This window comes from Duganella sp. AC917, from assembly GCF_979258245.1.
Genome location: NZ_OZ409848.1, coordinates 340,445 through 365,112 on the forward strand (window position 1 = coordinate 340,445; position 24,668 = coordinate 365,112).

23 protein-coding genes, 2 tRNA genes and 1 riboswitch are annotated in these 24,668 nt (G+C 61.3%); of the genes, 16 read left to right on the forward strand and 9 right to left on the reverse strand.

Translation table 11 applies throughout. The features are described from left to right. Positions 1-76: 76 nt before the first annotated feature. Positions 77-640, reverse strand: coding sequence for a hypothetical protein (locus tag ACZ0BA_RS01520; RefSeq protein ID WP_463449605.1), 564 nt, complete (start codon positions 638-640; stop codon positions 77-79). Between the two features lie 964 nt (positions 641-1,604). Here ACZ0BA_RS01520 and ACZ0BA_RS01525 point away from each other — a divergent pair. Then, positions 1,605-1,832, forward strand: coding sequence for a hypothetical protein (locus tag ACZ0BA_RS01525; RefSeq protein ID WP_463449606.1), 228 nt, complete (start codon positions 1,605-1,607; stop codon positions 1,830-1,832). A gap of 252 nt (positions 1,833-2,084) precedes the next feature. Further along, positions 2,085-2,462, forward strand: coding sequence for a hypothetical protein (locus tag ACZ0BA_RS01530; protein WP_463449607.1), 378 nt, complete (start codon positions 2,085-2,087; stop codon positions 2,460-2,462). On the opposite strand, the gene ACZ0BA_RS01535 is transcribed toward ACZ0BA_RS01530, so the two are convergent. Together ACZ0BA_RS01535 and ACZ0BA_RS01540 are read right to left on the reverse strand one after the other, a co-directional pair. Then, positions 2,459-3,064 carry a hypothetical protein gene (locus ACZ0BA_RS01535; RefSeq protein WP_463449608.1) on the reverse strand — a complete coding sequence of 202 codons (606 nt, stop codon included), beginning with the start codon at positions 3,062-3,064 and terminating at the stop codon, positions 2,459-2,461. The genes ACZ0BA_RS01530 and ACZ0BA_RS01535 overlap by 4 nt on opposite strands. Positions 3,065-3,706: 642 nt before the next feature. Beyond that, on the reverse strand, positions 3,707-4,120 hold the full coding sequence (locus ACZ0BA_RS01540; RefSeq protein ID WP_463449609.1) for a type II toxin-antitoxin system HicB family antitoxin: 414 nt from the start codon (positions 4,118-4,120) through the stop codon (positions 3,707-3,709). Between the two features lie 688 nt (positions 4,121-4,808). Here ACZ0BA_RS01540 and ACZ0BA_RS01545 point away from each other — a divergent pair. The 5 genes from ACZ0BA_RS01545 to ACZ0BA_RS01565 all read left to right on the forward strand — a co-directional run bounded on the left by ACZ0BA_RS01545 (position 4,809) and on the right by ACZ0BA_RS01565 (position 6,163). Then, a tRNA-Ser gene (locus tag ACZ0BA_RS01545) sits at positions 4,809-4,896 on the forward strand. 129 nt (positions 4,897-5,025) lie between these two features. Beyond that, a tRNA-Thr gene (locus ACZ0BA_RS01550) sits at positions 5,026-5,101 on the forward strand. 137 nt (positions 5,102-5,238) lie between these two features. After that, on the forward strand, positions 5,239-5,400 hold the full coding sequence (locus ACZ0BA_RS01555; RefSeq protein ID WP_463449610.1) for a hypothetical protein: 162 nt from the start codon (positions 5,239-5,241) through the stop codon (positions 5,398-5,400). Between the two features lie 2 nt (positions 5,401-5,402). Next, positions 5,403-5,912, forward strand: coding sequence for a hypothetical protein (locus ACZ0BA_RS01560; protein WP_463449611.1), 510 nt, complete (start codon positions 5,403-5,405; stop codon positions 5,910-5,912). Beyond that, on the forward strand, positions 5,909-6,163 hold the full coding sequence (locus ACZ0BA_RS01565) for a hypothetical protein (protein ID WP_463449612.1): 255 nt from the start codon (positions 5,909-5,911) through the stop codon (positions 6,161-6,163). Before ACZ0BA_RS01560 ends, ACZ0BA_RS01565 begins: the two co-directional genes overlap by 4 nt. Here the strand turns inward: ACZ0BA_RS01565 and ACZ0BA_RS01570 are convergent. From ACZ0BA_RS01570 to ACZ0BA_RS01580, 3 genes are all read right to left on the reverse strand, one after another. After that, positions 6,144-6,740: a PEP-CTERM sorting domain-containing protein gene (locus ACZ0BA_RS01570; RefSeq protein ID WP_463449613.1), complete on the reverse strand. Its 597-nt coding sequence runs from the start codon at positions 6,738-6,740 to the stop codon at positions 6,144-6,146. The genes ACZ0BA_RS01565 and ACZ0BA_RS01570 overlap by 20 nt on opposite strands. Before the next feature lie 251 nt (positions 6,741-6,991). Next, positions 6,992-7,282 carry a DUF4224 domain-containing protein gene (locus ACZ0BA_RS01575; protein ID WP_463449614.1) on the reverse strand — a complete coding sequence of 97 codons (291 nt, stop codon included), beginning with the start codon at positions 7,280-7,282 and terminating at the stop codon, positions 6,992-6,994. A 637-nt stretch (positions 7,283-7,919) separates the two neighbouring features. Next, positions 7,920-10,055 (reverse strand): hypothetical protein, encoded by a 2,136-nt coding sequence (locus ACZ0BA_RS01580; RefSeq protein ID WP_463449615.1) that lies wholly within the window; start codon positions 10,053-10,055, stop codon positions 7,920-7,922. Positions 10,056-10,225: 170 nt separating this feature from the next. Between ACZ0BA_RS01580 and ACZ0BA_RS01585 the strand changes: the two genes are divergently transcribed. Next, positions 10,226-10,405 (forward strand): DUF3606 domain-containing protein, encoded by a 180-nt coding sequence (locus ACZ0BA_RS01585; RefSeq protein WP_463449616.1) that lies wholly within the window; start codon positions 10,226-10,228, stop codon positions 10,403-10,405. A gap of 75 nt (positions 10,406-10,480) precedes the next feature. Continuing rightward, positions 10,481-10,713: riboswitch (cobalamin riboswitch) on the forward strand. On the opposite strand, the gene ACZ0BA_RS01590 is transcribed toward ACZ0BA_RS01585, so the two are convergent. Continuing rightward, a complete protein-coding gene (locus ACZ0BA_RS01590) occupies positions 10,679-10,879 on the reverse strand; it encodes a hypothetical protein (protein ID WP_463449617.1) in 201 nt (66 codons plus the stop codon). (Overlaps the previous riboswitch by 35 nt.) Here ACZ0BA_RS01590 and ACZ0BA_RS01595 point away from each other — a divergent pair. The 8 genes from ACZ0BA_RS01595 to ACZ0BA_RS01630 all read left to right on the forward strand — a co-directional run bounded on the left by ACZ0BA_RS01595 (position 10,878) and on the right by ACZ0BA_RS01630 (position 23,245). After that, a complete protein-coding gene (locus ACZ0BA_RS01595) occupies positions 10,878-12,995 on the forward strand; it encodes a TonB-dependent receptor (RefSeq protein ID WP_463449618.1) in 2,118 nt (705 codons plus the stop codon). The genes ACZ0BA_RS01590 and ACZ0BA_RS01595 overlap by 2 nt on opposite strands. Positions 12,996-13,100: 105 nt before the next feature. Next, entirely contained in the window at positions 13,101-14,057 is a 957-nt protein-coding gene (locus tag ACZ0BA_RS01600; protein ID WP_463449619.1) for a cupin-like domain-containing protein, read from the forward strand. Positions 14,058-14,165: 108 nt separating this feature from the next. Continuing rightward, a complete protein-coding gene (locus ACZ0BA_RS01605; protein WP_463449620.1) occupies positions 14,166-15,428 on the forward strand; it encodes an ABC transporter substrate-binding protein in 1,263 nt (420 codons plus the stop codon). Positions 15,429-15,501: 73 nt separating this feature from the next. Beyond that, positions 15,502-16,527, forward strand: coding sequence for a LacI family DNA-binding transcriptional regulator (locus tag ACZ0BA_RS01610; RefSeq protein ID WP_463449621.1), 1,026 nt, complete (start codon positions 15,502-15,504; stop codon positions 16,525-16,527). Between the two features lie 80 nt (positions 16,528-16,607). Beyond that, positions 16,608-17,909 carry a glycoside hydrolase family 5 protein gene (locus tag ACZ0BA_RS01615; RefSeq protein WP_463449622.1) on the forward strand — a complete coding sequence of 434 codons (1,302 nt, stop codon included), beginning with the start codon at positions 16,608-16,610 and terminating at the stop codon, positions 17,907-17,909. A 12-nt stretch (positions 17,910-17,921) separates the two neighbouring features. Next, positions 17,922-19,289: a GH1 family beta-glucosidase gene (locus ACZ0BA_RS01620; protein ID WP_463449623.1), complete on the forward strand. Its 1,368-nt coding sequence runs from the start codon at positions 17,922-17,924 to the stop codon at positions 19,287-19,289. Positions 19,290-19,313: 24 nt separating this feature from the next. After that, the gene (locus ACZ0BA_RS01625; RefSeq protein WP_463449624.1) at positions 19,314-21,872 is read left to right on the forward strand and encodes a glycoside hydrolase family 3 protein; all 2,559 of its coding nucleotides are present in this window, start codon (positions 19,314-19,316) and stop codon (positions 21,870-21,872) included. Between the two features lie 29 nt (positions 21,873-21,901). Continuing rightward, positions 21,902-23,245, forward strand: coding sequence for a sugar MFS transporter (locus tag ACZ0BA_RS01630; RefSeq protein WP_463449625.1), 1,344 nt, complete (start codon positions 21,902-21,904; stop codon positions 23,243-23,245). A gap of 20 nt (positions 23,246-23,265) precedes the next feature. On the opposite strand, the gene ACZ0BA_RS01635 is transcribed toward ACZ0BA_RS01630, so the two are convergent. Both ACZ0BA_RS01635 and ACZ0BA_RS01640 read right to left on the reverse strand, forming a co-directional pair. Then, on the reverse strand, positions 23,266-23,730 hold the full coding sequence (locus ACZ0BA_RS01635; RefSeq protein ID WP_463449626.1) for a hypothetical protein: 465 nt from the start codon (positions 23,728-23,730) through the stop codon (positions 23,266-23,268). Positions 23,731-24,193: 463 nt separating this feature from the next. Beyond that, entirely contained in the window at positions 24,194-24,664 is a 471-nt protein-coding gene (locus ACZ0BA_RS01640) for a cyanophycin metabolism-associated DUF1854 family protein (protein WP_463449627.1), read from the reverse strand. Positions 24,665-24,668: the final 4 nt, after the last annotated feature.

Sequence of the window (24,668 nt, forward strand, 5' to 3'; positions counted from 1 at the left end):
CGCCTACAAGACACGGCTGGGGCTCGGGCGCTAGGTCGCGGATCAACACTGGCGATTTTGTCTCCAACAGCGAAGGCTATTTTTCCGATAAAAGGCCGCCGATTCGATTTCCTAGTCTAGATTGGAGTGCGTGAGAATAGACTCTTAGCTGTTCTTGCTCTTTTTTTGCCGCAGACCCATAAATTACAGCAACGTTGAAGACCGATTTACATAGGACGCCCAAGTGAACATGGTTGAATTCACCTCGCACTGCGTTCTCATTTTCAAGGTCGTGAAGGACAAATCCTAGCCCTTTCAGTTCACGCTCTGCCGAGTGCGTACAGTGTAAGTCCCATGCCGGATCTATGGCCTGCTTAGGTCTCTGCATCATAACTTCACTGGCTAAAATCTTGGTAATAAATACTATTTCGTTCCCCGGTGATAAAGTTGCTGGAGATATTTTTGTGCTATCTCTGCTTGCGCACTGCGGCGCCAATCTACAATCGCTGTACGCTTTCTTGATATCCACGTATTCCGTCATTGCTGGGGCGTTCACTGCCACATTTACTTGCCAGCCTGCTGTTGCTGCCGCCGCCAACCCACCAATGATTGGAATCAAGGGATGTGCTCTGATGAATTCGAATAACTCGGTCAGTGTCATCGGTGTCTCCAGGGATTTGAGCGGGCTACAGATCGCATTTGAAAAAGGTTGCCAATGCAATAATGCGATGCAACACAGACAAAGTAAAGTGTTGTCTGACTGAGGCAATTTAGGCATGCGCTGTGTAATTGCTGGGTGGACTCGCCGAGCACTTGGGAGTTTGTTTCATCGATTCGACATCCTCCAACCGTTTTAGCATCTCGTTCGCTGCTGCAGCTCCACTGCGGCCAGCTGTTGTAGTTGAGGTGGCCACGAGATGAAAGTCTTGACCAATAGCTCGTTTCCAATTCGCTTGCCTATCTGCACTGCCGTCCTCGACTGGCTGATCTCAGCACATTCGCGCGCCTGGCTGGGCAAACGGCATCCAGTGGATGCTGGTCAGGTCATTCTCCACTGTGTTCGGCGCTAGCTTCTTCTTCGAGACGACACGCAACGTTAGCGAGCTTCTACATGACTCGCCAGGCATATACCGGGCTTAGTCCATGATGTTCTGCTGCAGGTATTGCGGGTGGCGCAGCCTGCTTGGGTGTGCTGGTCTTGCTACCGCGCCGCAAATTCTACAAATTCTATTTTCTAAGTGCATCGATAAGCTGCCTCGCCTCCACTAATAAGGTCTCTATGCATAAGTCACCGGTCGAAAAGCTACGTCCGCCTGTACTGAGCACCTGTATGCGGGGATCGACCCATTCGGCCGGGTTTTCTGTGGGTTGAAGTTCTGCTAACGCGACTGCGGCGTATCGAGACGGATGATTTACTTTGCTCGAGATGTGGCTACACCGGACCGTAATATCCCAGCCACGATAGGTCTCTTGGATGACTAGGGACATAATGTTTCTCTTCTGGTTGTAAACATATTATTGCTCACTTTTGCACCACATTTAATAGCTTTTTGCTATTGAATCAAACCATGCAACTATGATTGATGCGTCTAGATCTCTACGCGGGCGGTCAAGCGCTATACCCCGTGACACAGCAGGAATCGCTTGATGACAAATACCGAAGGAGCGGGGACGAGAAGGCGGTGCTCTTGGCCGTTTTGCTTGTGCCGGCGCTTCGTGATCCGGAGCCGAGCCGCACGCTGCCGGCGACAGCCTACCGCGACCCGGCCGAGAGCGTTCAAATGGAGGGAGAAAAGCAAAAGCCAAAAGTCAAGAGGGCTCTCGCGCCCAAAGTGAACAAAAAATGGCGATAATGGGCGGAAGTTATGAGACGCCCAATTGTAAACGCCTCGCGGAAATGTTAACTTCGCGCAAGTCATTTCCGGAGCGAAAACCATGGGCTTTGCCGATCGATATGTTTGCAGTCTGAACGCCTCCACTTTGCAGGATGACGAGGAGCACCACGCGGCCGAGCCGTTGTTCGCTGCGGCGGTTGCGGACATGGTCGGATCAGGCCTAGGGGCGCTCCTCTCGCGCGTGAAGTACACGGAGATGGCACCCAACACATGCTGCTCGAATCGGGCACAGCAAACTTGGCGAAGCTGCTGCGCATCTGGCTGGCGATGGTTGCCGAAAAAGGGAAGGCGCGCGGTTGGATCAAGATCAAAACCACTTGGGACATCGAAACCGAGCCTGCATTTTACCGTCGCGTTGCCGAGCGCTCGCTGGCGCATCGGCTGGACGGCAAGTGCCCGGCATGTAACGGAACCGGTGTTGGCGAAGGTCGCCGCGTGTGCGCTCCGTGTCGCGGCACGAAGCAGGCGGACATCCCCGGCAACGAGTACGAGCGCAACAAGATCCTCGACATGGTCAGCGAACTCGAAGGCTTGCTTCAGGCGCACAATGCGCGCGCGGCGGCACTCCTCCGTGACATAAAAAACTAATTCCTTTTGCCCCGCAAATCCTTTCCGACCACGACGTCGTAAGGATATGCGCCGTAGGAGGCAAACAGATTAACTGTAACGACAAGCAGGCCGCGCACGTTTTTATAGGACATCCTGTGCAGCTCTGCGAGTGATGTCGGGGCAGTCCATTTGACTGGTGAGCCTATGAAACTGAATAAGTCATTTCTTCTTTCCGCGAGCAGATCGCGGATCGCGTCACCATCAAATGCGCCGAGTCCTAACTCAGCCGCTGCGAAGCAGTAGGCCATCTTCGCGACTGATAAGCCGAACTGGGTGTGCATGTGTGCATGGCGCGTAACATATGGTTCATCGTCGCCCTCCATCGGCAACCGGATTAACTGAACCCGAAACTCAGCGCTTTCATTTTTATCAAGCCTGCCACTAACGAACCCAGGTGGCGGCCATATGATCCACTCCATGGCTTTCGGGTAGGAAGCATGACCTAGGCGCAGGTTGAAGACTTCGTCGTTTGGTTGTTTGGCTGGCCTCCCTGCAAGCGGAAATTCCTTTTCCCCCTTCTTTTTCGATCTACGCCTGTCCAACTTTAGCAACAGACGAGGCACCAGCAGGTTGTTTTGCAACGCCAGGTTTTCGTATCGCTTATTAGCGTCGTTATTGCAAGGTGCGCATGTCCCGAACACGATCAGTTCACCGCTTAGTGCTATTGGAATTATGTGCTCCTCCGACATCTTTACGTCCCTAAGGCACAACATGCAGGGGCCATCCCAAGCATATAGTCTTGGCGACATGGTATTGGAGGGCACGCGGAAGAAACTCATGGAATTTGCCAATCGGTAGTTGTTGTTAAATTTCGCGGGGGCGGACGAAAGGCGTTGTAAACTGTTCGCAGTTGGTATAGTATCTCATCACATTCTCTCTGCATTCGTTAGCGTCGCGTTCGCGCGGCACCGTTAGCAGGGACTCGCGAGTCGACCGGCCTTGATGCTTTCGCTCGCGTATATGTCTTGCTCACCATGCGGATAGTCATGGGAGCTTTTACCGAAGCCCGCCCCGGAAGGTCGCGGGCTTTTCTGTTTGCGCGTCCCGAATGCGAGGCAGCCCATGACGCAGACGACGAATCCGAACAAGCAGCTCATCCGCGACTACATGACTCACGCACGCGGTCGGCTGACCCGCCGCCGACGTCGGACGAGATCCGGCGCCAGCTTGGCTGGTTCATGCTGCCGCAGAATCGACTGCCGGACCGCGACGACGAGTAACGGTTAGGCCACCGACAGCAACAGTTCGCGGCCCAGCGCCGACAGGGCCGCCGCGACGGTGTCGATCTTGGTCGAGTGGCTCAGGTCGAGAATGCGCGTCACCTCCTGGGGCTTCACGCCCATGCGGCGCGCCAACTCGGCGGGGATGACCTTCTGCGCGAGCATCTCATTGAGCAGCAGGACTTTCGCGCACAGGCCGGTCGGCAAGGTGATCATGCGCTCGCCAGGCTTCGGCTTCGACGGCGCCGGCACTGGCCGACGATCCTCGAAGTAGAAATCCATCGCCGTGATCAGCGCATCGCGCGCCATGTCGAGCGCTTGCTGCTCGGTATCGCCTTGCGTGAGCGCCTCCGGGATATCGCGGAAGGTGACGACGAAGCCGCCGGTTTCGGGTGTAAAGGTAGCTGGATATTTCATAGTTTCCTTGAGGTGCGGTGAGACGGAAAGCCCCTTGCGGGGCGATCCTATTTAAGTTTAAGGGCCTTCTTAACGCCTTCGACAATTCCCGTTTTCAGTTCCTTGCTAGGGTGTCTCGGAAGGATGGACTGTTCGCCGTTCAGATAAACCTTCAAGTGGTTCGTGCCTTCCTTGAATGGCGCTCCGTTCTGACTGAGCCACCTTACAAACTCACTCTGTTTCACCGCACCTCCTTTCGTTGTTTCGATGTGATGAGCATAAACAAAAATGCTTATATCTACAAGATAAATATAAACATTTTTGCTTATAGTGGAACTGGCAGGCCGCGTGAACGCACCGCTCCGCCAGCAACGGAGGTGCGCCATGAAGTAGCTCAACCGAATTGCTGGAAACAGCGATGCGCCCAGAGATGGGCATAGCAGTGGAAAGCCCTGCATCTGAGACCAAGCTGAGGCATGGACTCTGTCTCCCGAGGCTGTGCAACTAGCGGCAAGGGCTAAGAAATCAATCGGGCGCCTGCGGGCGTGCTGGCGGAAGCCGAACCGATCGCCGACACGCTGTATCCCGGCACCAAATTCGCTGCACCTGCGGTAGCCCCGACGTTACGACAACGGGCGAGAGCGTCAGGGCGGCAAAGTAGCATCGCGGTTCAGGCCTGGGCGATCCCGGGCGCCGCACCAGTTTCACCGGAAGCATGGCTGAGAGGCCGAAAGCAACGGCTTGCTAAGCCGCACGCTCGCAAGGGCGCCCAGGTTCGAATCCTGGTGCTTCCGCCAGTTTCAATCCCATGAGCTAGTCGAGATCTACCCACGAATGACGGAACGCGCGGTGCCGCACCGGTCTGAGGGCGAGTTGGATGATAGCGGCTAATGCCAGTTCGACACTGGTGCTCAAGGGTCAGTTTCGCCGGTATAGCTCAGAGGTAGAGCACTCCCGCTGTAAGGGATAGGTCGCGGGTTCGATCCCATGCTATCGGCACCAGTTTGGAGGACAGCGCACAGCGCAGGGGTCTATGACGCCGGCCGCAAGGCAGTCTTCCGCCCGTGTCTCCCGTCCCGCTACCAAGCGGACGTTCGCCGCCTCGCGCTTGCTGGGCGGCTTTTTTATTTGAGGTGCGTATGTTCGGTCTGTTCAAATCCGTGGTCGACCTGGCTGCCGACGTGGTGAAGGTCGCCGTTGCGCCCGTTGAGATCGTCGCTGACCTCGCCGGCGCCGCCGTCAAGCCCCTCGCCGAGGTGGCGAAGGACCTGGTCGCCGACGTCAAGAGTCTGAAGGACTGACCATGGACGGCGACGATATCACGTACGAAAACAAGAGCATGCCATGGTTCCCCGAGGAGATGCCCATCTGGCGCCGGGTGCAATGCCTGCTCGGCTACCACAAGCGCGAGACGCGGCAGAGCGCCTTCAGCCTAGCCGGCGGCGCCGTCGTCGGCGGGATCTGGAAGGTGGCCGCCATTGCGCTGGCCGGCCTGCTGGTGGTCGGCGGCGCTGCCGGCGGCACGGCTTGGTGGATGGCGTGCTCCGCGCGCGACCAGGCGCTGGCCGACCTGAGGGCCGAACAGCTGACCACCGCCGCGCTGCGTGCTGGGGTCGATCTGCAGAACACGCGCATCGTCGATCTTGGCAAGGAGAAGCTGGCCGCCGAAGCGCGAGGGAAGGCCGCCCGGCAAATCGCCGCAGTGAATGGCCGCCGCGACGACGCAGCGCTCGCTGCCGCCGCTGGCGCGCGTGCCACCACCTGCGACGAGGCGATGCCTTTCGTCAACCAGTTGCTGAAGGATCTGAAATGAAGCACATCATCTTGGTACTCGCGCTGCTGGCGGGCTGCGGCACGGCGCCGCCGGCGACGCAGATCGTCAATGTGCCGACCTACTTCAGCTGCGTGAATTCCGCCGACGTGCCGGCGCGCCCGATCTATGAGTTCGGCAGCGTGCGGATGGAAGACACCCCAGGAGGCCGCGTGCTCGCACTCGCGCGGGACTGGCCCGTCGGCCGCAAGTACGAGGAGCAGCTGGAGGCTGTTATTGCTGGTTGCCGTTGACGGCGCGGCGCTTGCGAGCGGCGACGCCGAGCATGCTCAGGCCCGCGAGGAGCAGGGCGTAGGTCTCAGGCTCCGGAACTGCTGTGGCGCTGGTGCGGGTGACGAACATCGAGCCCCGGTAAAGTGCCGAAGCACCTTGGACGCCACCGGCCCACATTGCGTCTTCCGCGAAATTGCGCGGCGCGTCGCCACCATTCGTAAAGAAAAACATTCCCCGAAGTTCGTAGCTCGACAGTTCGAATGGTTGACCCACGACGAGATCAGGTACGTATCGGTATGGCAAGTCGATCTCGACGAAGTCTTCTTTCCGAAACACGCCATTCCCGGTCGAGGCATTTTGTACTGTCATCGACACGTCTACTATTTGATCCCACGTCGGGGTGCCGAGCACGTCCTGCTGCACGACCACCGTCGCGAACGCAGTCGCGTCGCTGTCCCCATATGGCGAGCTGCCGATTGGGGCGTAGGGCGAATGGCCAGTCCACGTAAATTGGTAGGTGAAAGTGTCGGCCAACGCCGCGTTACTCGCGCAAACCATTGCTGCCGCCAGCGCGATACGGTTGATAAGTTGTTTCATTGCACACCCATGGTTATTGAAATAATTACAACTATAGCATGGCGTGTATTTTTGATACTGTCTTTTAAACGATCGAGTGGCGATTACACGAGCAGTGTCGCTTCTGTGATGTCCCTGGGCTGCCCAACCTCCGGACCGTCGGCGCCCGTGTTCAGCGCACGGGTGACCGGGAACCACTCGAACAGCCCGACGTCGGGCATTGCCTTGCGCGCCAGGTGCTAGTCCGTTGTCGCAACTTGCCGGCCGCGCCCCTACTTTGGCCGCAGCCCAGGTGGAACCCACTCGCTCTTCGGCGGCTCAGCGACGGCCTTGCCGCCTTCGACGACGGCCCGCGCGACGACTGCGTGGCCGATTCCATTTATGAAGAATGGCATGCCCATTTGCCGCAGAGCCTCAATCTGCCGCGTTTTACTCTTCCTACCCGACAGCACCGCTATTTCCTCAGGCGAGAGAAATGTGCGAGGCGCCGCCTCCAGCTGTTCGATGCGCCACCGCAGGTTCGCGATGGTGTCGAGCATCTCCGATATTTCAGCTTGGCTCAACGCGCCTCCGCTGCCGCGTTGCGGCCTTGATAAACTCCGCTGAAGGCCGCCATGTTGCCGCCCTCGGCGGCGGTTCTCCCGGTAGATTAGCCTTCAGCCAGGCCTTGCACTCGGCCAGATCGTAGCGATGCGATCGCTTGCCAACAGGCGTGTACGGGAGCCCTTGTTGCTCCAAGCGCCGGATGGTCGACTCGCTCACGCCCAATGCCGCGCAAATTTCTTGCCTGTTCAGTTCGCTCATATAGCTCCTCCTGGCGATAGAATAGCAAGATGAATGTCACGGTGGCGCTCGTTGTCGGACCAAGAGTGTTTTCGGCGACTGAGCCTATACAGGAGGGCTTGTGGCGGTACTAGCGCGAGAAAAACTGCATCGACAGGTTTGGCAAGAGCCGATGGGCGTCCTGTCGCGCCGGCTCGGTATTAGCTTAGCCAAGCTCGGGCGCTTCCAAGGTGCAAGGCGATTAGCATCAGCATAGCCATCAGTTTTTTCATTTGGGATTCCTCCAGCGGTTATCGACAAGTGGGTATCTGAGTATATTGTCAATTCGATACTGTTTGTAAAAATATTTACAGCCACAGGTCTGTCAGTGGGCACCATCGGTACGTTTCAACCACTTGTTTATCACGCCCCAATCTATCAATCGTCCGAAGTCGCCGCCTTGACCTGCTCGTTCCCACGCCGGCAATGGCGCACGCCGCTGTTCGCGGCGGTGCCATAGCAGTAGCCGGCGCCACTTGGTTGACCATTGGCGTCGATAGCGCCGACGAATACCTCGCCGTCGGCGGCCTGCCACACATAGCGGCCGTACAGCCATTTGCCGCGTATGGCCGCAGGCTTGGCCGCCGGCGTGAAGCTGCCTTCGCCATGCGGTAACCCGTTCAAAAAGTCGCCCTCGTAGCGGCCGTCCGGGCCAGTCAGAACACCGCGTCCGGCGGGTTTGCCCAGCGCGACGCCGCCCGCATAGCTGGTTGCGGGCGCTCCTTTCGGGTAGCGCAGCGCGCCTTCTCCGCTTGCGATGCCTGCGCTGAACCGACCTTCGTATTCGCCGCCGCGCGCGCTCACCAGCTTGCCTTCGAGCGGCAGGCCGTCGCGGAATGTGCCTTCGAAATAGCTGCCGGTGATGCGCTCCATCCTCCCCACGCCTTCCGGCTTCAGGCCGTTCACCGGGCCGACATAGTGCGTGCCGCTTTTGTACGCCAGCCCGTCCGCAGTGGGCGCCGGCCCGGCGTTGCGCACGTCGTTGAGCAGCTCAAGATTGTCGAGCATGAGCGCGTCCTCGCTGTAGCTGTCCGGGTTGCTGAAGGTGACCGCGTGGCGCAGCGCCACCAGCGCCTGGTCCGTGTCCCTGGCGCGCAAGGCCAGCGTGGCCAGGCCACGGAACATCGCGGGCGAGCGCTGGAAAACCGACGCGGTGTCGAAGCCGGTGATGCCGTCGTCGAGCGCTTCGCCGTCCGGGAGGCTCAGGTACACCCTGCCAAGGCCACGGTAACTCGCCGCATAGCTTGGATCGGCTTTGGCAGCCAAGCGGAATTGATCGCGCGCCATGACCATCTGCGCCTGCCATCCCGGCAGGCCGGTCGCGCGCAACGCTTCGGCGTGGTTGAGTATGGCGTCGCCCAGCATCTCCAGCAGCTGGGCGTTGCCCGGGAAGCGCTCGCTGAGCGCGCGCACCGTCGCCACGTTGTATCCCTTGGGCGAGAAGCGCAGCCGGTCGATATGGGCTTGGGCGCTGTCGGGATTGTCCTGCAGATTCCGCGCCACCACCGCCTCGATGGCATCGCCCGGCAGCGTCACGCGGGTGAGCACGGCGGCAAGCGCGGCCGTGACGCGCGGCTGGTCCAGCGTCTGGACCCGGATTTCCACGGGCGGGAACTTGAACGGTCCATCGGTGGCCGTGAACACCCGCACACTCAAGCGTTTGAGCAAATACCTGGCGATCTCTTTGTCCAGTTCGTCATAGCTGCGCTTGAAAGCAAGCTGGGCGGCGCGGTCCTGGCCGATGCCCAGGTTGTACAGGCGCAGATAGTGCGCCAACTGGGCCCGCAGTTCCGGCGAAGAATTGAAATAGTGGATCACGAAGCCGGCCCGCGCATAAAACGCGTTGAGCTCCATCTTGTTGGTCCTGGTGGTCTTGAGGTAATCGAGCTTGGTCGTGTTGAACAGTGTCGCGCTGTCGATGCTGATGCCGCCGCTGGGGCTGAACAAACCTTCGATACGGCCGGACTGCTCGTCGATATCGCCAACGCTGACCGTTTTGTTGTTGTACCGGAGTGTCGAAAAATACTCCGCCAGACCCTCGTCGCACCACATTGGATAGGCCACTGTCCGCTCCGTCATGCGGATCAGGAAGTGATGGTATTCGTGCAGCAGGACGTTGCGCGCGAAGGTCGGAGTATCGCTGTCGCCGACGTAACCCTTGACGTTGGCGATGGCCGCGAAACCGCGCAGCGTATAAGAAAACACGCCACCATAGGTTTCCGGCAGGCCGAGCTTATCGAACAGATTGCCGTTGCCAATGGCCAGTACCGTCAGCGGGCCTACGGTGTCGAGCGCCTCGATGCCCAATGCCCGCAAGCTGAAGTGGCGCATGTGCTCGAGGTCGTTGACCATCAGGCGCGCGGTGTCGGCATCCACGTCGGTGACCAGGCGGAAGTGCTGCGTTTCCGCCTGTACCCAGCGGGCGCGCAGCAGTCCGTCGATATCGGCGCCGTGGGCGGGAAGGGTGCACAGCGCCAATGCGGCAACCGCGAGAACGCGTGAAAAATCTAACATATAAAACTGCCGCAAATAAATAGTTCCGGATGCTAACATTTTGTTGCATTAAATGAAAGAGTGGACATGGTTTTGCCGATGCGTTGCTGGGTCCGGACGTGCGGTATATAACAGTCGGGATTGCCTCCCTATGTCATTGTTCCACACACTTAATTACTCGGGAGGAAGTCATGAGCGACGATCTGAAAAATGCAGGACAGCAGGACCGCGCGCGGATCAATGTCAACGAGCAGCATGAAGTGACGTATTGGACCAAGGAGCTGGGGGTGACCAAAGATCGCCTCGCGCAGCTGGTGAAAGAGGTCGGGCCGAGCGCCAAGGCGGTTCGCGAAAAGCTGGCCAGTGACTAATCCGGTGTGACCCTCGCGCGGGCGGGATCGCCTCCTGCATACGCCGTCCCAAGTTGCCATCATTGCCAGTCCGTCGTATCATGGCGCGGTTTTGGTGCTTGCGGCCAGCCTACTGGCCGCAGTTAAACGGGAAACACGCGCTGGCACGCCAGCGGCAAACGTGTGCTGTCCCCGCAACGGTAAAACAGGCGCCGCGCTTCCATTGGATGCGCGGCCGGTCGTCTCTTTAGTCCACTGTGCGTTCAGCATGGGAAGGCGGGGCGATTCGACCTGTTAGCCCGGATACCGGCCAAGGCGGATGGAAGCAAGCGGCCGGGAGGTGTCGTGTTTTGCGGAGATGCGGGATCGGCGCAGTGCGCCGGCGCGCCATTTCGCCTGACTGTCGTTGACGGCTGCTGCTTCTTTTTTTAATGGTGCACGGGGATGTGCGCCTGACAAAAAAGATCGCCAGCGATCGTGACCGAAAGTCTTCATGAACAAAATCCCCCGGCCTCCATGGAGGCTGCGTCTTCTTCCGTCCATGCTGCTGTTGGCCGTACCGGCACTCGCCCATACCACCGAAAATAGTACCGCTAACGACGGCGCGGATGGCAGTCAGGCCACGCCGCAGCAGGTGCGCGTGTCCGCCAGCCTGATACCGCTCGGCGTCGCGGATTCCGCCAACCAGGGCACGGTGACGGCCAAGCAGTTGGAGAATCGTCCGCTGCTGCGCACGGGCGAGCTGCTCGAGGCGGTGCCGGGCCTGATCGTGACCCAGCACGCCGGCGACGGTAAAGCCAACCAGTATTTCGCGCGCGGCTTCAATCTCGATCACGGCACCGACTTCCGCACCTCCGTGATGGGCATGCCGGTGAACCTGCCGACCAATGCGCACGGCCAGGGCTACTCCGACCTGAATTTCCTGATACCGGAACTGGTGAGTACCATCCAGTACAAGAAGGGCACGTATTACGCGGAGGAGGGCGACTTTTCGGCGGCCGGCGCGGCGGCCTTCGACTACGTCCGTCGGATGGAGCAGGGTTTGCTGAGCGTGGAGGCGGGACAAAACCGCTTCAGCCGCGTGCTGGTGGCGAATTCCACGCCGCTGGCCGACGGCACGCTGCTGTATGCGATCGAGCGCGCGGGCCAGGACGGTCCGTGGGATACGCCGGAGGACTACAAGCGCGTCAACGGTGTGCTGTCATACAGCTTACGCAGCGGCGACGACGACGTCAGGCTGACCGCCATGGGCATGCACTCGTCGTGGAATTCGACCGACCAGGTGCCGCGCCGCGCGCTCGACAGCGGCTTGATCGGCCGCTATGGCGCGCTTGATCCCAGCGACGGCGGCGAGACCTCGCGTTACAGCGCCTCCGCCGAATGGACGCGTCAATACGCCGACGGCTACAGCAAGGTCAATGCTTACCTGATCAAATCGCGCCTGGACCTGTTCAGCAATTTCACTTACGTGCTTGACGATCCCGAACACGGCGACCAGTTCCACCAGGCCGAGAGCCGCCAGATTCTGGGCCTGAGCGGCGAGCGCGCGTGGCAGCACAAACTCGGCCCCTTTGCCTCGGAGACGGCGGTGGGCTTGCAGCTGCGCCAGGATCATTTGTCGCCGGTCGGGCTGTATTTGAGCGAAGGGCGGCAACGCCTGTCGACTGTGCGCGAGGACGATGTCAAGGAGCGCGCCGCAGCGCTGTATCTGTCCAACAGCACCACCTGGGCGCCGTGGCTGCGCACCGTGGCCGGCGTGCGGTCGGACCGCTATACGTTCGATGTGGACAGCGACACGGCCGCCAACTCGGGCAAGGTCGACGCCTCCATCACCAGTCCCAAGTTCAGCGCCGTTTTCACGCCCGGCAAAAACGCCGAGGTCTATCTGAACTGGGGACGTGGTTTTCACAGCAACGACGCGCGTGGCGTCACCGGCACCGTCGATCCTAAAACCGGCCTGGCGGTTGACGCCGACGGCGCATCTATCGAACGCGCGACGCCGCTGGTCAAGGCAACCGGCAAGGAGGTCGGCCTGCGTCTGGTCGGGCTGGTGCCAGGCCTGCAAACGACGGTCGCCGCATGGCGGCTCGACCTCGACTCCGAACTCATTTTCGTTGGCGACGCGGGCAGCACAGAGGCGGGACGCCCAAGCCGCCGCCATGGCATCGAACTGGCCAACTTCTACACTCCGGCCAAGGACTGGATCATCGACGCCAACCTGGCATGGTCGCACGCGCGCTTCGCCGACAGCGATCCGGCGGGGACTTTCATTCCGGGCTCGATCAACCGCACGGCGTCGGTCGGAGTGTCGGGCGAATCCGGTCCCTGGTCGGGAGGCGTCAGGTTGCGCTACTTCGGTCAGCGCGCGCTGGTGGAGGATGATTCGGTGCGTTCGCCATCCTCCACGCTGGTCAACATGAAGCTGGGGTATAAATTGGCGCCCAACCTTAAGCTCACGCTGGAGGTGCTCAATCTGCTGGATCGCGCGGTAAGCGACATCGATTACTATTACGAGTCGCGTTTGCCCGGCGAGGCGGCGCCGGTGGCCGATATCCATACCCATCCCGGTGAGATGCGCACCTTGCGCGCGGGTCTGGCCTGGCGGTTCTGACGTCATCGCCTTGCCGGGTTGATGATCCGCCCCGACTAGCGCGGTTTGCACTGCATGCGTTATGCTGCGCGGCTTATGTGTTCATCGGCATTCAAGGCAAGGCATATGTCAAAAGATAAAAATCCCGCGGCCGCTGGCGAGGTGACGCCGCCGACGAAGAGCGTGACGCGCTCGCCACCGCCGTTGGAGGCATCGCGGCCCGCCTCGCCGGAGGAGGCGGCCGCCAAAAGAGAGGCGCGCGAACACAGGGATGCCCAGGTGCGCGGCGTCACGTCCATCCAGGAGATGCGTGATGCGATCCGGCGCGCCGGGCGCGATCTGCCGGCGATCTCGGAAGTGCCGCGCGTCCGTGCGCTCGACGCGGCGGCGTTCCGCGCGCGGGCCGCGCTAGGCCTGCCATTTCTGATCACCGGTATCGTCAATCGCTGGCCGCTGTGCGCGTTGCCGCCGCAAACGCTGCGGGATCGCTACAGCGCGGTGCAGGTGCGCGCGCGGGTGGGGGACTATATTAATACCGCGTTCGCCGCCGACCGCGCGATGCAGGATATGTCGATGGGCGAATACCTGGACCTGGTCGACGCCGGCACGCACGCGCTGCCGCCGTATCTGGGCAACCTGGAGCTGCGTGAGTTGAACAGTATGTGTCACTGGCCGACCTATTTCGACAAAATGGGACCGCCGCGTTTCTGGATCGGTCCCGCCGGCACCGTAACGCCGCTCCATTGCGACTACGACGATAATATCTTCGCGCAGATCTGGGGCACCAAGCGCATTTTCCTGTCGCCGCCACACCACGACGAGTTCCTGTACCCGAGCCAGGCCAACGCCATCCTGTTCGGCTCTCCGTTCGACCCCGAGGCGCCGGATTTCGACCGGTTTCCGCTGGCGCGCCAGGCGAGCATGATCGAGTGCGTGGTCAATCCCGGCGACATGCTGTACGTGCCGGCGGGCTGGTACCATCAGGTGCGCGCGCTGACGTTTTCGCTTTCCTCCAACCGGTGGGCCAGGTCGCTGCCCTTCGCCTTGACCGGGGATGCGTCCCTGCTGCGCCGCGACACATAACATCGTTGACACTCAAAATAATTGGGTGATATATTCGCGTTTGTGAATTGGTAACGTTTCCAAATCACGTTCGGCTCGCCGGGCCAAGTCGGCGTTCAAGGAGACTGGATGTTCAAGCAACGAGGGACGCGGGCGCGGGCTGCCGGAGTGGCGGCTTTGATGGCGACCGGTTTGATGGCGCCCATGGCGTCCGTCCTGGCGGCGGCCGGGCCGAAAGCGGAGGTGATGCACTGGTGGACCTCGAGCAGCGAGTCGGCCGCCGTGCGCAAATTCGCCGACGCCTACCGTACAGCCGGCGGCGTTTGGGCCGATACGGCGGTCGCCGGCGCCGACCAGGCCAAATCCGTGGCAATCAACCGCATCGTCGGCGGCAATCCGCCGACGGCCGCCCAGTTCAACACCACCAAACAATTCCGCGACCTGATCGACCAGGGGTCGCTCAACAACGTCGACGACATCGCGCTGCGCGATAAATGGGACCAACTGATGCCGGCGCCGATCCTGGACGTCATCAAGGTCAACGGCCATTTTTATGCGGCGCCGGTCGATATCCACATGTCGACCTGGATCTGGTACTCGAAGGCCGCGTTCAAAAAGGCCGGCATCGTCAAGGAGCCGGCCACGCCGGACGAACTGTTCGCCGCGCTCGACAAACTCAAGGCGGCCGGCGTGGTCGGCCTGGCGCACGGCGGCCAGCCCTGGCAGGAGAATATCCTGTTCCAGGCCATGCTGGCCAACGTCGGCGGCAAGGCGCTGTACCTGTCGGTGCTGCGCGACCGCTCGCCGCAGGCGATCAATTCCGAGGCGTTTAAAAAAGTGCTGCTGGCCTTCAAGCGGTTGCAGACCTATGTTGATCCAGGCTCGCCGAACCGCAACTGGAACGACGCGACAGCGATGGTGGTCAGCGGCAGGGCCGGCGTGCAGATCATGGGCGACTGGGCCAAGGGCGAATTCGCCGCCGCCAGGCAAACGCCGGACAAGGACTTTGGCTGCATCGCCGGTCTCGGTCCCAATGTGCCGTACCTGATCCAGGGCGACGCCTTCGTCTTCCCGAAGACGAAGAATCCGGAAACGGTCAAGGCGCAAAAGCTGCTGGCGACGACGATGCTGGCTCCTGCCGCGCAACTGGAATTCAACAAGTTGAAAGGCTCGCTGCCCATCCTTAGCAACGCCGACACGTCGTCGATGGATATGTGCGCGCAGGCCGGCATGGCGATCATGAAGGACAAGTCGCGCCAGGTGGGCATGATCGAGGTGCACCTGACGCCGGACCAGAACGGGGCGCTGCAGGATGTGCTGACGACCTATTGGAACACGCGCATGCCGGTCGAGAAGGCGCAGAAGAGCATCGTCGCCGCGCTGGCGGACTGAATCCACGCGCTTGTCACCATCCGGGGCGATGCGGTATGCTGACCGCCGCATAGACTCATGGATGAGGGAACTCGTGGCAACAATCAAAGACGTCGCCCGGCTGGCGGGCGTGGGGCTGGGCACCGCCTCGCGCGTGGTCAGCGGCAGGGGATCGGTATCCAAGGCGACGCTCGAGAAGGTGCAAAAAGCCATCGCGGAGCTGGATTTCAGGCCCTCTCACGCTGCGCGCTCGCTGCTGTCCGGCAGTTCGCAGATGATCGGGGTGTACATCCCTTATCTGAGCGGGACGTTTTACACGCCGATCCTGCAGTCGATCTATACGGCGCTGCGGGCGTCCGGCTTGAACATGGTGGTCGCTTTCGGCGTTGGAGATGGCAACGAGCGGCAGCAGGCGATCGACGGCGTGAATTTTTTGATCGAGCGGGGTAGCGATGGTTTGCTCGTCATGAGCAATTCGCTGGAGGACGAGGATTTTGCGGCGCTCGGACCATTCCAGTCGCGGGTGGCGGTGATCAACCACCGCTACGCCGGCATCGCCGAGCAGTGCTTCACGGTCGATCACAAGGCCGGCGGCCGGCTGGCGGCGCGCACGCTGCTGGACAAGAAGCACCGCAAGATCGCCGTCATTGCGGGGCGCGCCAGCGCGCCGGACAATCAGGAACGCATCGCCGGCTTCATGGCGGAGCTGGACGAGGCGGGCATCGACAGCGGCAAGCTGTGGGTGGACGACGGTAATTTCTCGCCCGAAGGCGGTTGGGAATGCGCCGAGCGTCTGCTGGCGTCGGGCAGGGAGTTCACCGCCGTTTTCTGCGCCAACGATGAAATGGCGGTCGGCGCCTTGTCCTTCTTCCAGCAGGCGGGTATTGCGGTGCCGGAGCAAGTGTCGGTACTGGGGTATGACGACACGCACAGCGCGGAATTCACGGCGCCGCGCCTGACCAGCGTTCACATACCGTGGAGCGAGATGACATTGAACGGCCTGAATTACCTGCTGAACCGGTGCTACGAGTCGGACCGACCGGTCAAGCGCAAATACAAGCTTCACGTGACGGAGCGCGCCTCGATGGCGAAAGCGCCGGCACGTAAAAGCGCGAAATAACGCAGTGCGCGCCGGCCGCGCGCTCTTTTTTTGTAGTATATTGGAAACGATTCCAATTTCTTTGGGCGGGCGCTATGTGGATGACCAGATTACTGAAATACGCGGGACTCGCGGCGGCGTTGATGACGGCCGCGCAGCCGTTCGCGCGCGCCCAGAGCGGCCCGCCCACGCTGCCGATGCTGCATACGGAGGGCAAGCGCTGGCTGGCGGCGGACGGCAGCGCGCCGGCACTGCGTGGCGTCAATCTCGGAAACTACCTGATCCAGGAGTTCTGGATGATGGGGCAAGGCAGTGCCGGTATCGATGACCAATGCAAGCTGGAGGCGCTGCTCGACAAGCGCTTCGGCTACGCGGAGCGCGAGCGCTTGTACGCGCTGTTTCGCGACAACTGGATCAAGCCGCGCGACTGGGACATGCTGCCCAAGCTCAATTTGAATCTGGTGCGTCTGCCTTTTATTTACAGCGTGGTGGAGGACGAAAAGAATCCGCGTCATTTGCGCGCCGATGCCTGGCGATATCTGGACAATGCCGTCGACGAGGCTGAAAAACGCGGCATCTACGTGGTGCTCGACCTGCACGGCGCTGTCGGCAGCCAAGGCTGGGAGCACCACAGCGGTTGCGCGGGCAAAAACCAGTACTGGGAGTCGACGGAGTTCCAGGAAAGGACGCTCTGGCTATGGCAGCAGATCGCGGCGCGCTACAAGGATCGCGGCGCCGTCGCCGGCTACAGCGTGCTGAATGAACCCTGGGGCACGACGCCGGAGAACATGGCGCGCGTGGTCGAGACCTTGTACAAGGCGATCCGCGAAGTCGATACCAAACACGTGATCATCCTGCCGGGCCATGTCAAGAACGGGATAGATTCTTACGGCAAGCCGGCCGACAAAGGCATGACCAACGTCGCTTTCGAAATACACCCTTATCCCGGACACTTCGGCTGGGGCAAACCGGGCGTGGCGGTGCACCGGGGCTGGCTCGAATGCACCGGCAGCGGCGACACGGTCTGCGCGTGGCAGAAGCGGCTCGATGGACTGGACGCCGCCTTATTCATCGGGGAGTTCCAGCCATGGGCGTTCATGGGCGCGGAGCCGGGCGGGCAAGTAACGCGCGCCACCTTTGATACCTACGCCGCCAATGGCTGGGCGTCCACCGCATGGTCTTACAAACTGGTGACCAACAAGGGTGGGCAGGGCAAGGGTACTTGGGGCATGGTGACCAATGCGCCGGGAGCGAAAATCCCCAAGCTCGATTTCAACAAAGCCTCGCTGGTGGAGATTGAGAACCTGTTTCGACTGTTCGGCAGCGTGCCGTATCAACCGCAGCAGACCCTCGTCAAATGGATGAACGCCAAAACACCACCCACTCCCTTCGCAAAACAATAACTCACGATGACCATGACTTCTACCGACTTGACCAAGGCCATAAGCCGCTCGGACTTCGCCGATGACTTCCTGTGGGGCGTGTCGACGTCCGCTTACCAGATCGAAGGCGCGGCCGATGTCGGCGGGCGCGTGCCGTCGATCTGGGACACCTTCAGCGCGACGCCAGGCAAGGTGCGCGACGGCGCCACGGGAGCGGTCGCCTGCGATCACTATCACCGCTGGGAGGAAGATCTGGATCTGGCGCAGGCCATGGGGCTGAATTCCTACCGTTTTTCGATCGCGTGGACACGCATCTTTAACGGCTTAGACGAACAGCCGAATCCCGAAGGACTGGCGTTCTATTCCCGACTGGTCGACGGTATGCTGGAGCGCGGGCTGCAGCCATGGTGCACGTTGTACCACTGGGACCTGCCTCAGTATTTGCAGGACCAGGGTGGCTGGGCACAGCGTCCCACCATCACCGCCTATCTGCAATACGTCGACGTGATGACCAGGCATTTGGGCGACCGCGTCAGGCATTGGATCACACACAACGAGCCTTGGTGCACGGCCATGCATGGCAACTGGGATGGCATGCATGCCCCGGGTAACACAAGCCTGCCGCTTGCGCTTCAGGTTTGCCACAACGTGCTGGTGTCGCACGGCCTGGCGGTGCCGGTCATTCGCGCCAATGTGCCGGATGCCAGTGTCGGTATCGCCTTGAGCCTGCACCCTATCAAGCCGGCCAGCGACAGCGCGGCCGACCAGGAAGCGGTGGCGCGCCACGACGCGCTGCGCAATCGCTGGTTCCTTGACCCGTTGTATGGGCGTGGCTATCCGGAGTTGGCGCTGCGGCTGGTGGGTGAAGACGCGCCTGTGGTCATGCCTGGCGATATGGAGGCGATTGCCGTCCGCTGCGATTTCCTTGGCGTGAACTACTACTTCCCCGAAGTGGTCACCGGCGCGCCGGACCAGTACCCGCTGCGCACCGCCATCGTCCACCCGCAGGACCGTCAGCGCACCGACTTCGGTTGGGAAGTGTCGCCGCAAGGGCTGGTCGATCTAATGGCGCGCTTGGCGAGCGAGTATCCGACCGGTGATCTGTATGTGACCGAGAACGGTTCATCCTACGACGATCACGTGGAGGCCAATGGCGCCGTTAATGACACTGCGCGGCGCGATTACCTGATCCGCCATCTGGCGGCGGTGCGTGACGCGATCGCCGGCGGCGCCCATATCAAAGGTTATTTCGCCTGGAGTTTGCTCGATAACTTCGAATGGTCGGAAGGCTATCTGCGCCGCTTCGGCCTGACCTATGTCGACTACCCGACGCAGCGCCGCATCGTCAAGCAAAGCGGCCAGTGGTACGGCGCTTTCGTGCGCGGCCAGAACCAACAATAAATCAATCACGGAGACCTGCCCCGAATGAGAACACGTCACAACCACATCCTGCGCCGCGCCGTCCTGGCTTCCATGCTGGCGCTGGGAACCCATGCCGTTGCCCTTGCCGCTCCTGTTCCAGCTCCGGCTGCAACGAAAACCCCGCTGACCGACTGGCCGCGCATCACCAGCGCCGTCAAGCAGGACAAAGCGATGGAAGCGCGCATCGCCGGCATCGTCGCCGGCATGACATTAGCGCAAAAAGTCGGCCAGATGACGCAGCCGGAAATCAAGTTCATCACGCCGGATCAGGTGCGCGAGTTCTACATCGGTTCCGTCCTCAATGGCGGCGGCAGCTGGCCGCAGGGGAACAAGTACGCCACCGCCGCCGACTGGGTCAAGCTGGCGGACGCCTACTACGACGCGTCAATGGGTACCGATATGAAGGTCAAGGTGCCGGTCATCTGGGGCATCGACGCCATGCACGGTAACAGCAATATGTACGGCGCCACGCTGTTCCCGCACAATATCGGTCTTGGTGCGGCGCGCGACAAACAGCTGATCGAGCAGATGGCGCGTTCCGTCGCCAGGGCGGTGCGCGCGACCGGTATCGACTGGGTGTTTGCGCCGACGCTGGCGGTGGTGCGAGACGATCGCTGGGGGCGCACTTATGAGAGCTTCTCGGAAGATCCTGCCATCGTCGCGGATTACGCCGGCGCCTACGTCAAGGGTCTGCAGGGCGACTTGAAAGGCGACGGCACGGTGGTCGCCACCGCCAAGCATTTCGTCGGCGACGGCGGCACGGCCGAGGGCAAGGATCGCGGCGTGAACCAGTCGACCAAGGCGGACATGATCAACATCCACGCGCTGGGCTACTATCCCGCGCTGGAAGCTGGCGTGCAAACGGTGATGGCCTCCTTCAATAGCTGGAACGACGTTGAAGGCGGAGCCGATCAGGGCAAGATGCACGGTAGTAAAGCGCTGCTGACCGATGCGCTGAAAACCAAAATGGGTTTCGATGGACTGATCGTCAGCGACTGGAACGGCATGGCCGAGGTGCCAGGCTGCACCGAGGACAGCTGCCCGCAGTCGATCAATGCCGGCGTCGACATCATTATGGTGCCGGAGCGCTGGAAGACCTTCATCGCCAACACCATCGCACAGGTGCAGAAGGGCGAGATCCCAATGTCGCGCATCGACGACGCGGTGACCCGCATCCTGCGCGTGAAGCTGCGCGCCGGCCTGTTCGACGGCAAAAAGCCGTCGCAGAACCGCTACGCCGGCAAGCAGGAGGCATTGCAGGACCGCGCGCTGGCGCGCCAGGCGGTGCGCGAATCGCTGGTGCTGCTGAAGAATAATGGCGGCGTGCTGCCACTGGCGCGCGGCAAAAAAATCCTCGTGGTCGGCAAGAGCGCCGACAGTATGGCCAACCAGTCGGGCGGCTGGTCGCTGACATGGCAGGGAACCGACAACAAGAACAGCGACTATCCGAACGGAGACACCATCCTGGCCGGCATTCGCGAGGCCGCCGGCAAGGATAACGTGACCTTCAGCGAAAACGCCGCTGGCGTCGATGTCGGCAAGTTCGACGCCGTCATCGCCGTCATCGGCGAGACGCCATACGCGGAAGGCGATGGCGACATCGGTCCGGCGGGCACGCTGCGCCTGTCCGGACGCCATCCGGAGGACCTGGCGGTGCTGCAGGCCGTGGCGGGCAAGGGCAAGCCTGTGGTGACGGTGCTGGTGACCGGACGCGCGCTGTACGCCAACGACATCCTCAACCTGTCCGACAGTTTTGTCTCGGCCTGGCTGCCGGGCACGGAGGGCAAAGGCGTGTCCGATGTCCTGTTCCGCAAGGCGGACGGCAAGGTCAACGCGGACTTCCGCGGCAAACTGTCGTTTTCGTGGCCAAAGTCGGCCTGCCAATCGCCGCTCAATGTCGGCGACGCCGGCTACGATCCCTTGTTCAAATACGGCTATGGTTTGAGCTACGCCTCCACGGCCAGCCAGGCGACCTTGCCGATGCTCGACGCAAGCTTCGCGCCGGGCGGTTGCGGCAAAAGCACGGCCATGCCGGTGTACAGCCCTGCGGACCGCTCCACCTATGGACTCCATGTGGAAAGCGGCGGCCAGAAGACCGCTCTGGGCGCGGACCTGAACGCGGTGTTCAATCTGCCCACGGTGAAGGTCGAAACGGCGCAGATCAACACACAACAGGATGCAAAAAGGCTAACTTGGTCCGGTCCTGCTAAACTGTCGGCGCAATCGGGCAAGGCCATGCCGATTCCCGCGATCGCCAGCACCGACGGCGCGCTGCAATTCGATACCATCGTCACCGGCGCCCCACAAGGAAAGGCCGGCATCTGGATGGAAAACGTGGAGCTCGACGCCAGCGCCGTGTTCCAGCGCATGGCCGGCAAAGGCAAACAGACGGTGAAGATACCGCTGTCGTGCTTCGGCGCCAGAGGACTGAAGCCGGATGCGGTGTCCACGCCGTTCGCCGTATCGGCCGATGGTCCGTTCGCCGCCACATTCGCCAACATCCAGATCGTCGGCGGGGCGGCCAGGGACAAGGACGCGTCGTCGTGCGGCGACTTTAAGTAAAAACAGCAAAGAAAAGAGAAAGAGCAAGCATGGAACCATTATCGAAAGCTGCCGGCGTGCCGGGCAGCCCGTCGCAGGAGAAGGCTAAGGCCAAGGGCAACACCGGCCCGCTGATCATCATCACGATCCTGTTCTTCATGTGGGGTTTGCTGACGGCGTTGAACGATGTCCTGATCCCGCACCTGAAGTCGATTTACACGCTGACGTATGTGCAGGCGATGCTGGTGCAGTTCTGCTTCTTCGGCGCTTACTTCATCGTCTCGCTGCCTGCGGGCGCGTTGATCAAGCGGATCGGCTACCAGAACGGCGCCGTCGCCGGCCTGACCATCGCCGCCGCCGGTTGCGCGCTGTTTTATCCGGCTTCGACCAGCGGCTATGCGCTGTTCCTGTTGGCGTTCTTCATCCTGGCGGGTGGCATCACCATCCTGCAGGTGGCGGCCAATCCTTACGTGACGATCCTGGGCGATCCACAGACGGCGTCGAGCCGCCTGACCTTGACCCAGGCCTTCAACTCGCTGGGCACAACGGTGGCGCCGACCCTGGGCGGTATGCTGATCCTGGCCGGTGGTGTGATGAGCACCGCCGATCTGGCCAAGCTGCCGGCCGACCAGGTGGCCGCGTACTACGCCAACCAGGCGGCCAGCGTGCAAGGACCGTATCTGGCGCTGGCCGGCGCCTTGCTGGTACTGGCTATTTTGTTTGCGATGGCGCGCCTGCCCAAGATCGTCGACGCCGAGCAATCGAGCGCGCAGGCGGTTGACGGCGGCGGCTGGAAGCAGGTGCTCCAGCATCGTCACCTGGTGCTCGGCGTGATCGGTATCTTCCTTTACGTGGGCGCGGAAGTTTGCGTTGGCAGCTTCCTGATTAACTTCATCGGCGAGCCGCAAATCGCCGGCCTGCCGGAACACCAGGCGGCGCCTTACGTCAGCTACTTCTGGGGCGGCGCGATGCTGGGCCGTTTCATCGGCTTTGCCGTCATGCGTTACGTCAGCCCGGGCAAGGCCCTGGCCTTCAACTCGGCGGCCGCGTTCGCGCTGCTGCTGGTGGCGATTTTCGGCAGCGGTCATACCGCGATGTGGGCGCTGCTGGGCGTTGGCCTGTTCAACTCCATCATGTTCCCGACCATCTTCTCGATGGCGCTGAACAAACTGGGACCGCTGACGGGGCAGGGCTCCGGCTTGCTGTGCATGGCGATCGTCGGCGGCGCGCTGGTGCCGTTCGCGCAAGGCTTCCTGGCCGATACCGTCAACCTGCAGATGTCGTTCGTTGTGCCTGCGGCGTGCTACGTCTTCGTGCTGTACTTCGGCTTGAAGTACGCCGGCATGTATGCGGATGGCGGCTCGGGCAAACCGGCTGCGCGCGCGGGGCACTGACAGGGGACCTGACCCTGGAGCTATGCCAGGGCGCCCATCAGCTTTTGCATCGGGCTCAACCGAATCAATGCTTCCGGTTCGTCGATCTCGAGAACGACGTCGTTGTAGGCGACCGGTCGCAGCGGTTCGATTTCGGTCGTGTCGGATAGCCGCGCTTCGTCGAGCATTTGCTGGAGCGTGGCGGCATCCACGGAATTGACCTTGGCGAGCAGTGCGCCATACTTGCGCACGTCGGCCTCGTTCGCTGCGATCTTGTCTGCCGGGCTAAGCGCGAGATTGATGCAGCCGAAAATGGCGAATGTGCCCAGCAACCACGCCGACGGCACCGTCAGTTGGGCCGCTAGAGCGGCGACGGCGCAACTGCCGGCAAGCAAACTGACAAACGTCAGCGTGGTTTGCAATCGCCGGTAAAAGCGCGCCGTTCGCTGGCAGAGCCGTTGCGCATACCGCAAATTGAACTGCACATCTTCTTGGGTTTCATCCATGGCTAGTTCCCTTTTTGCTTGGGACGCGGTACCGGCACGGGCACTGGGCTTGGCGGCGATGCGGGTTTGCGCGGTTTGCGCTTGCGCTTCGGGGCCGGACGTGGCGGCTGGTGCGACTTTGGATCGAGGAATTTCATTGTATGCCTTTCCGCAGCCGCCGTCGGCGCACGATTACATCATGCAAGCGGTTTGCGGAGAAGCATTGAGACAGGTCAACCGCCAACGGGCGCTGGCGGCTTCCTACAAGGTGGTTCGCGCCCTGGCGGGCGATCTCCGACGTATAACCCGGTGTCAGGTCCGACATTCAGACACAGGCTCGACCTTATGACCGGGTTTTGCGGATAAGTTCGTGTCCGAATGACAGACTTGACCCCAGTAGGTTGGCATTCAGACACAGGCTCGACCTTATGACCGGGTTTTACGGATAAGTTCGTGTCCGAATGACAGACTTGACCCCAGTAGGTTAGAGGAAGCGGTCGAGGATTTTTTTGCCGTGCTTGTCGAGCTCGCGCACGTCGCGGATCAGGTAGTGGATGCCGTGGATGTCGGAGATCAGTAGCGTGTCCACCGTCAGGCGGCGGATGTCTTCTTCGCCGCGCAGCACGAATTCGGTCTCGCCGCGATCCGTTTCCACCGTCCACGTGCAAGGCGTGGCGTAGCCGGAGACGTCGACGATGCGCGAAATCTCGGGCATGAATTCGCGGCCGGCCAGCTCTTCGCGCACCAGGTCTCCGATGTCCTTCGGCAAATCCTCGATGCGGTCGATCCAGGCGACTTCCTTGCCGTCGCCGCTGACCAGCGCGATGCCGTCTTCCGGCGCCTGCACCGGGAAGGCGCGCACCGCCGCCACGCCTTCGTGTACGGCGCCTTCGCCGGTCGTCAGCACCAGCCGGCCGAAGGGATTGCGTACCAATTCAAATTTTGTCGTCGTCATGTGC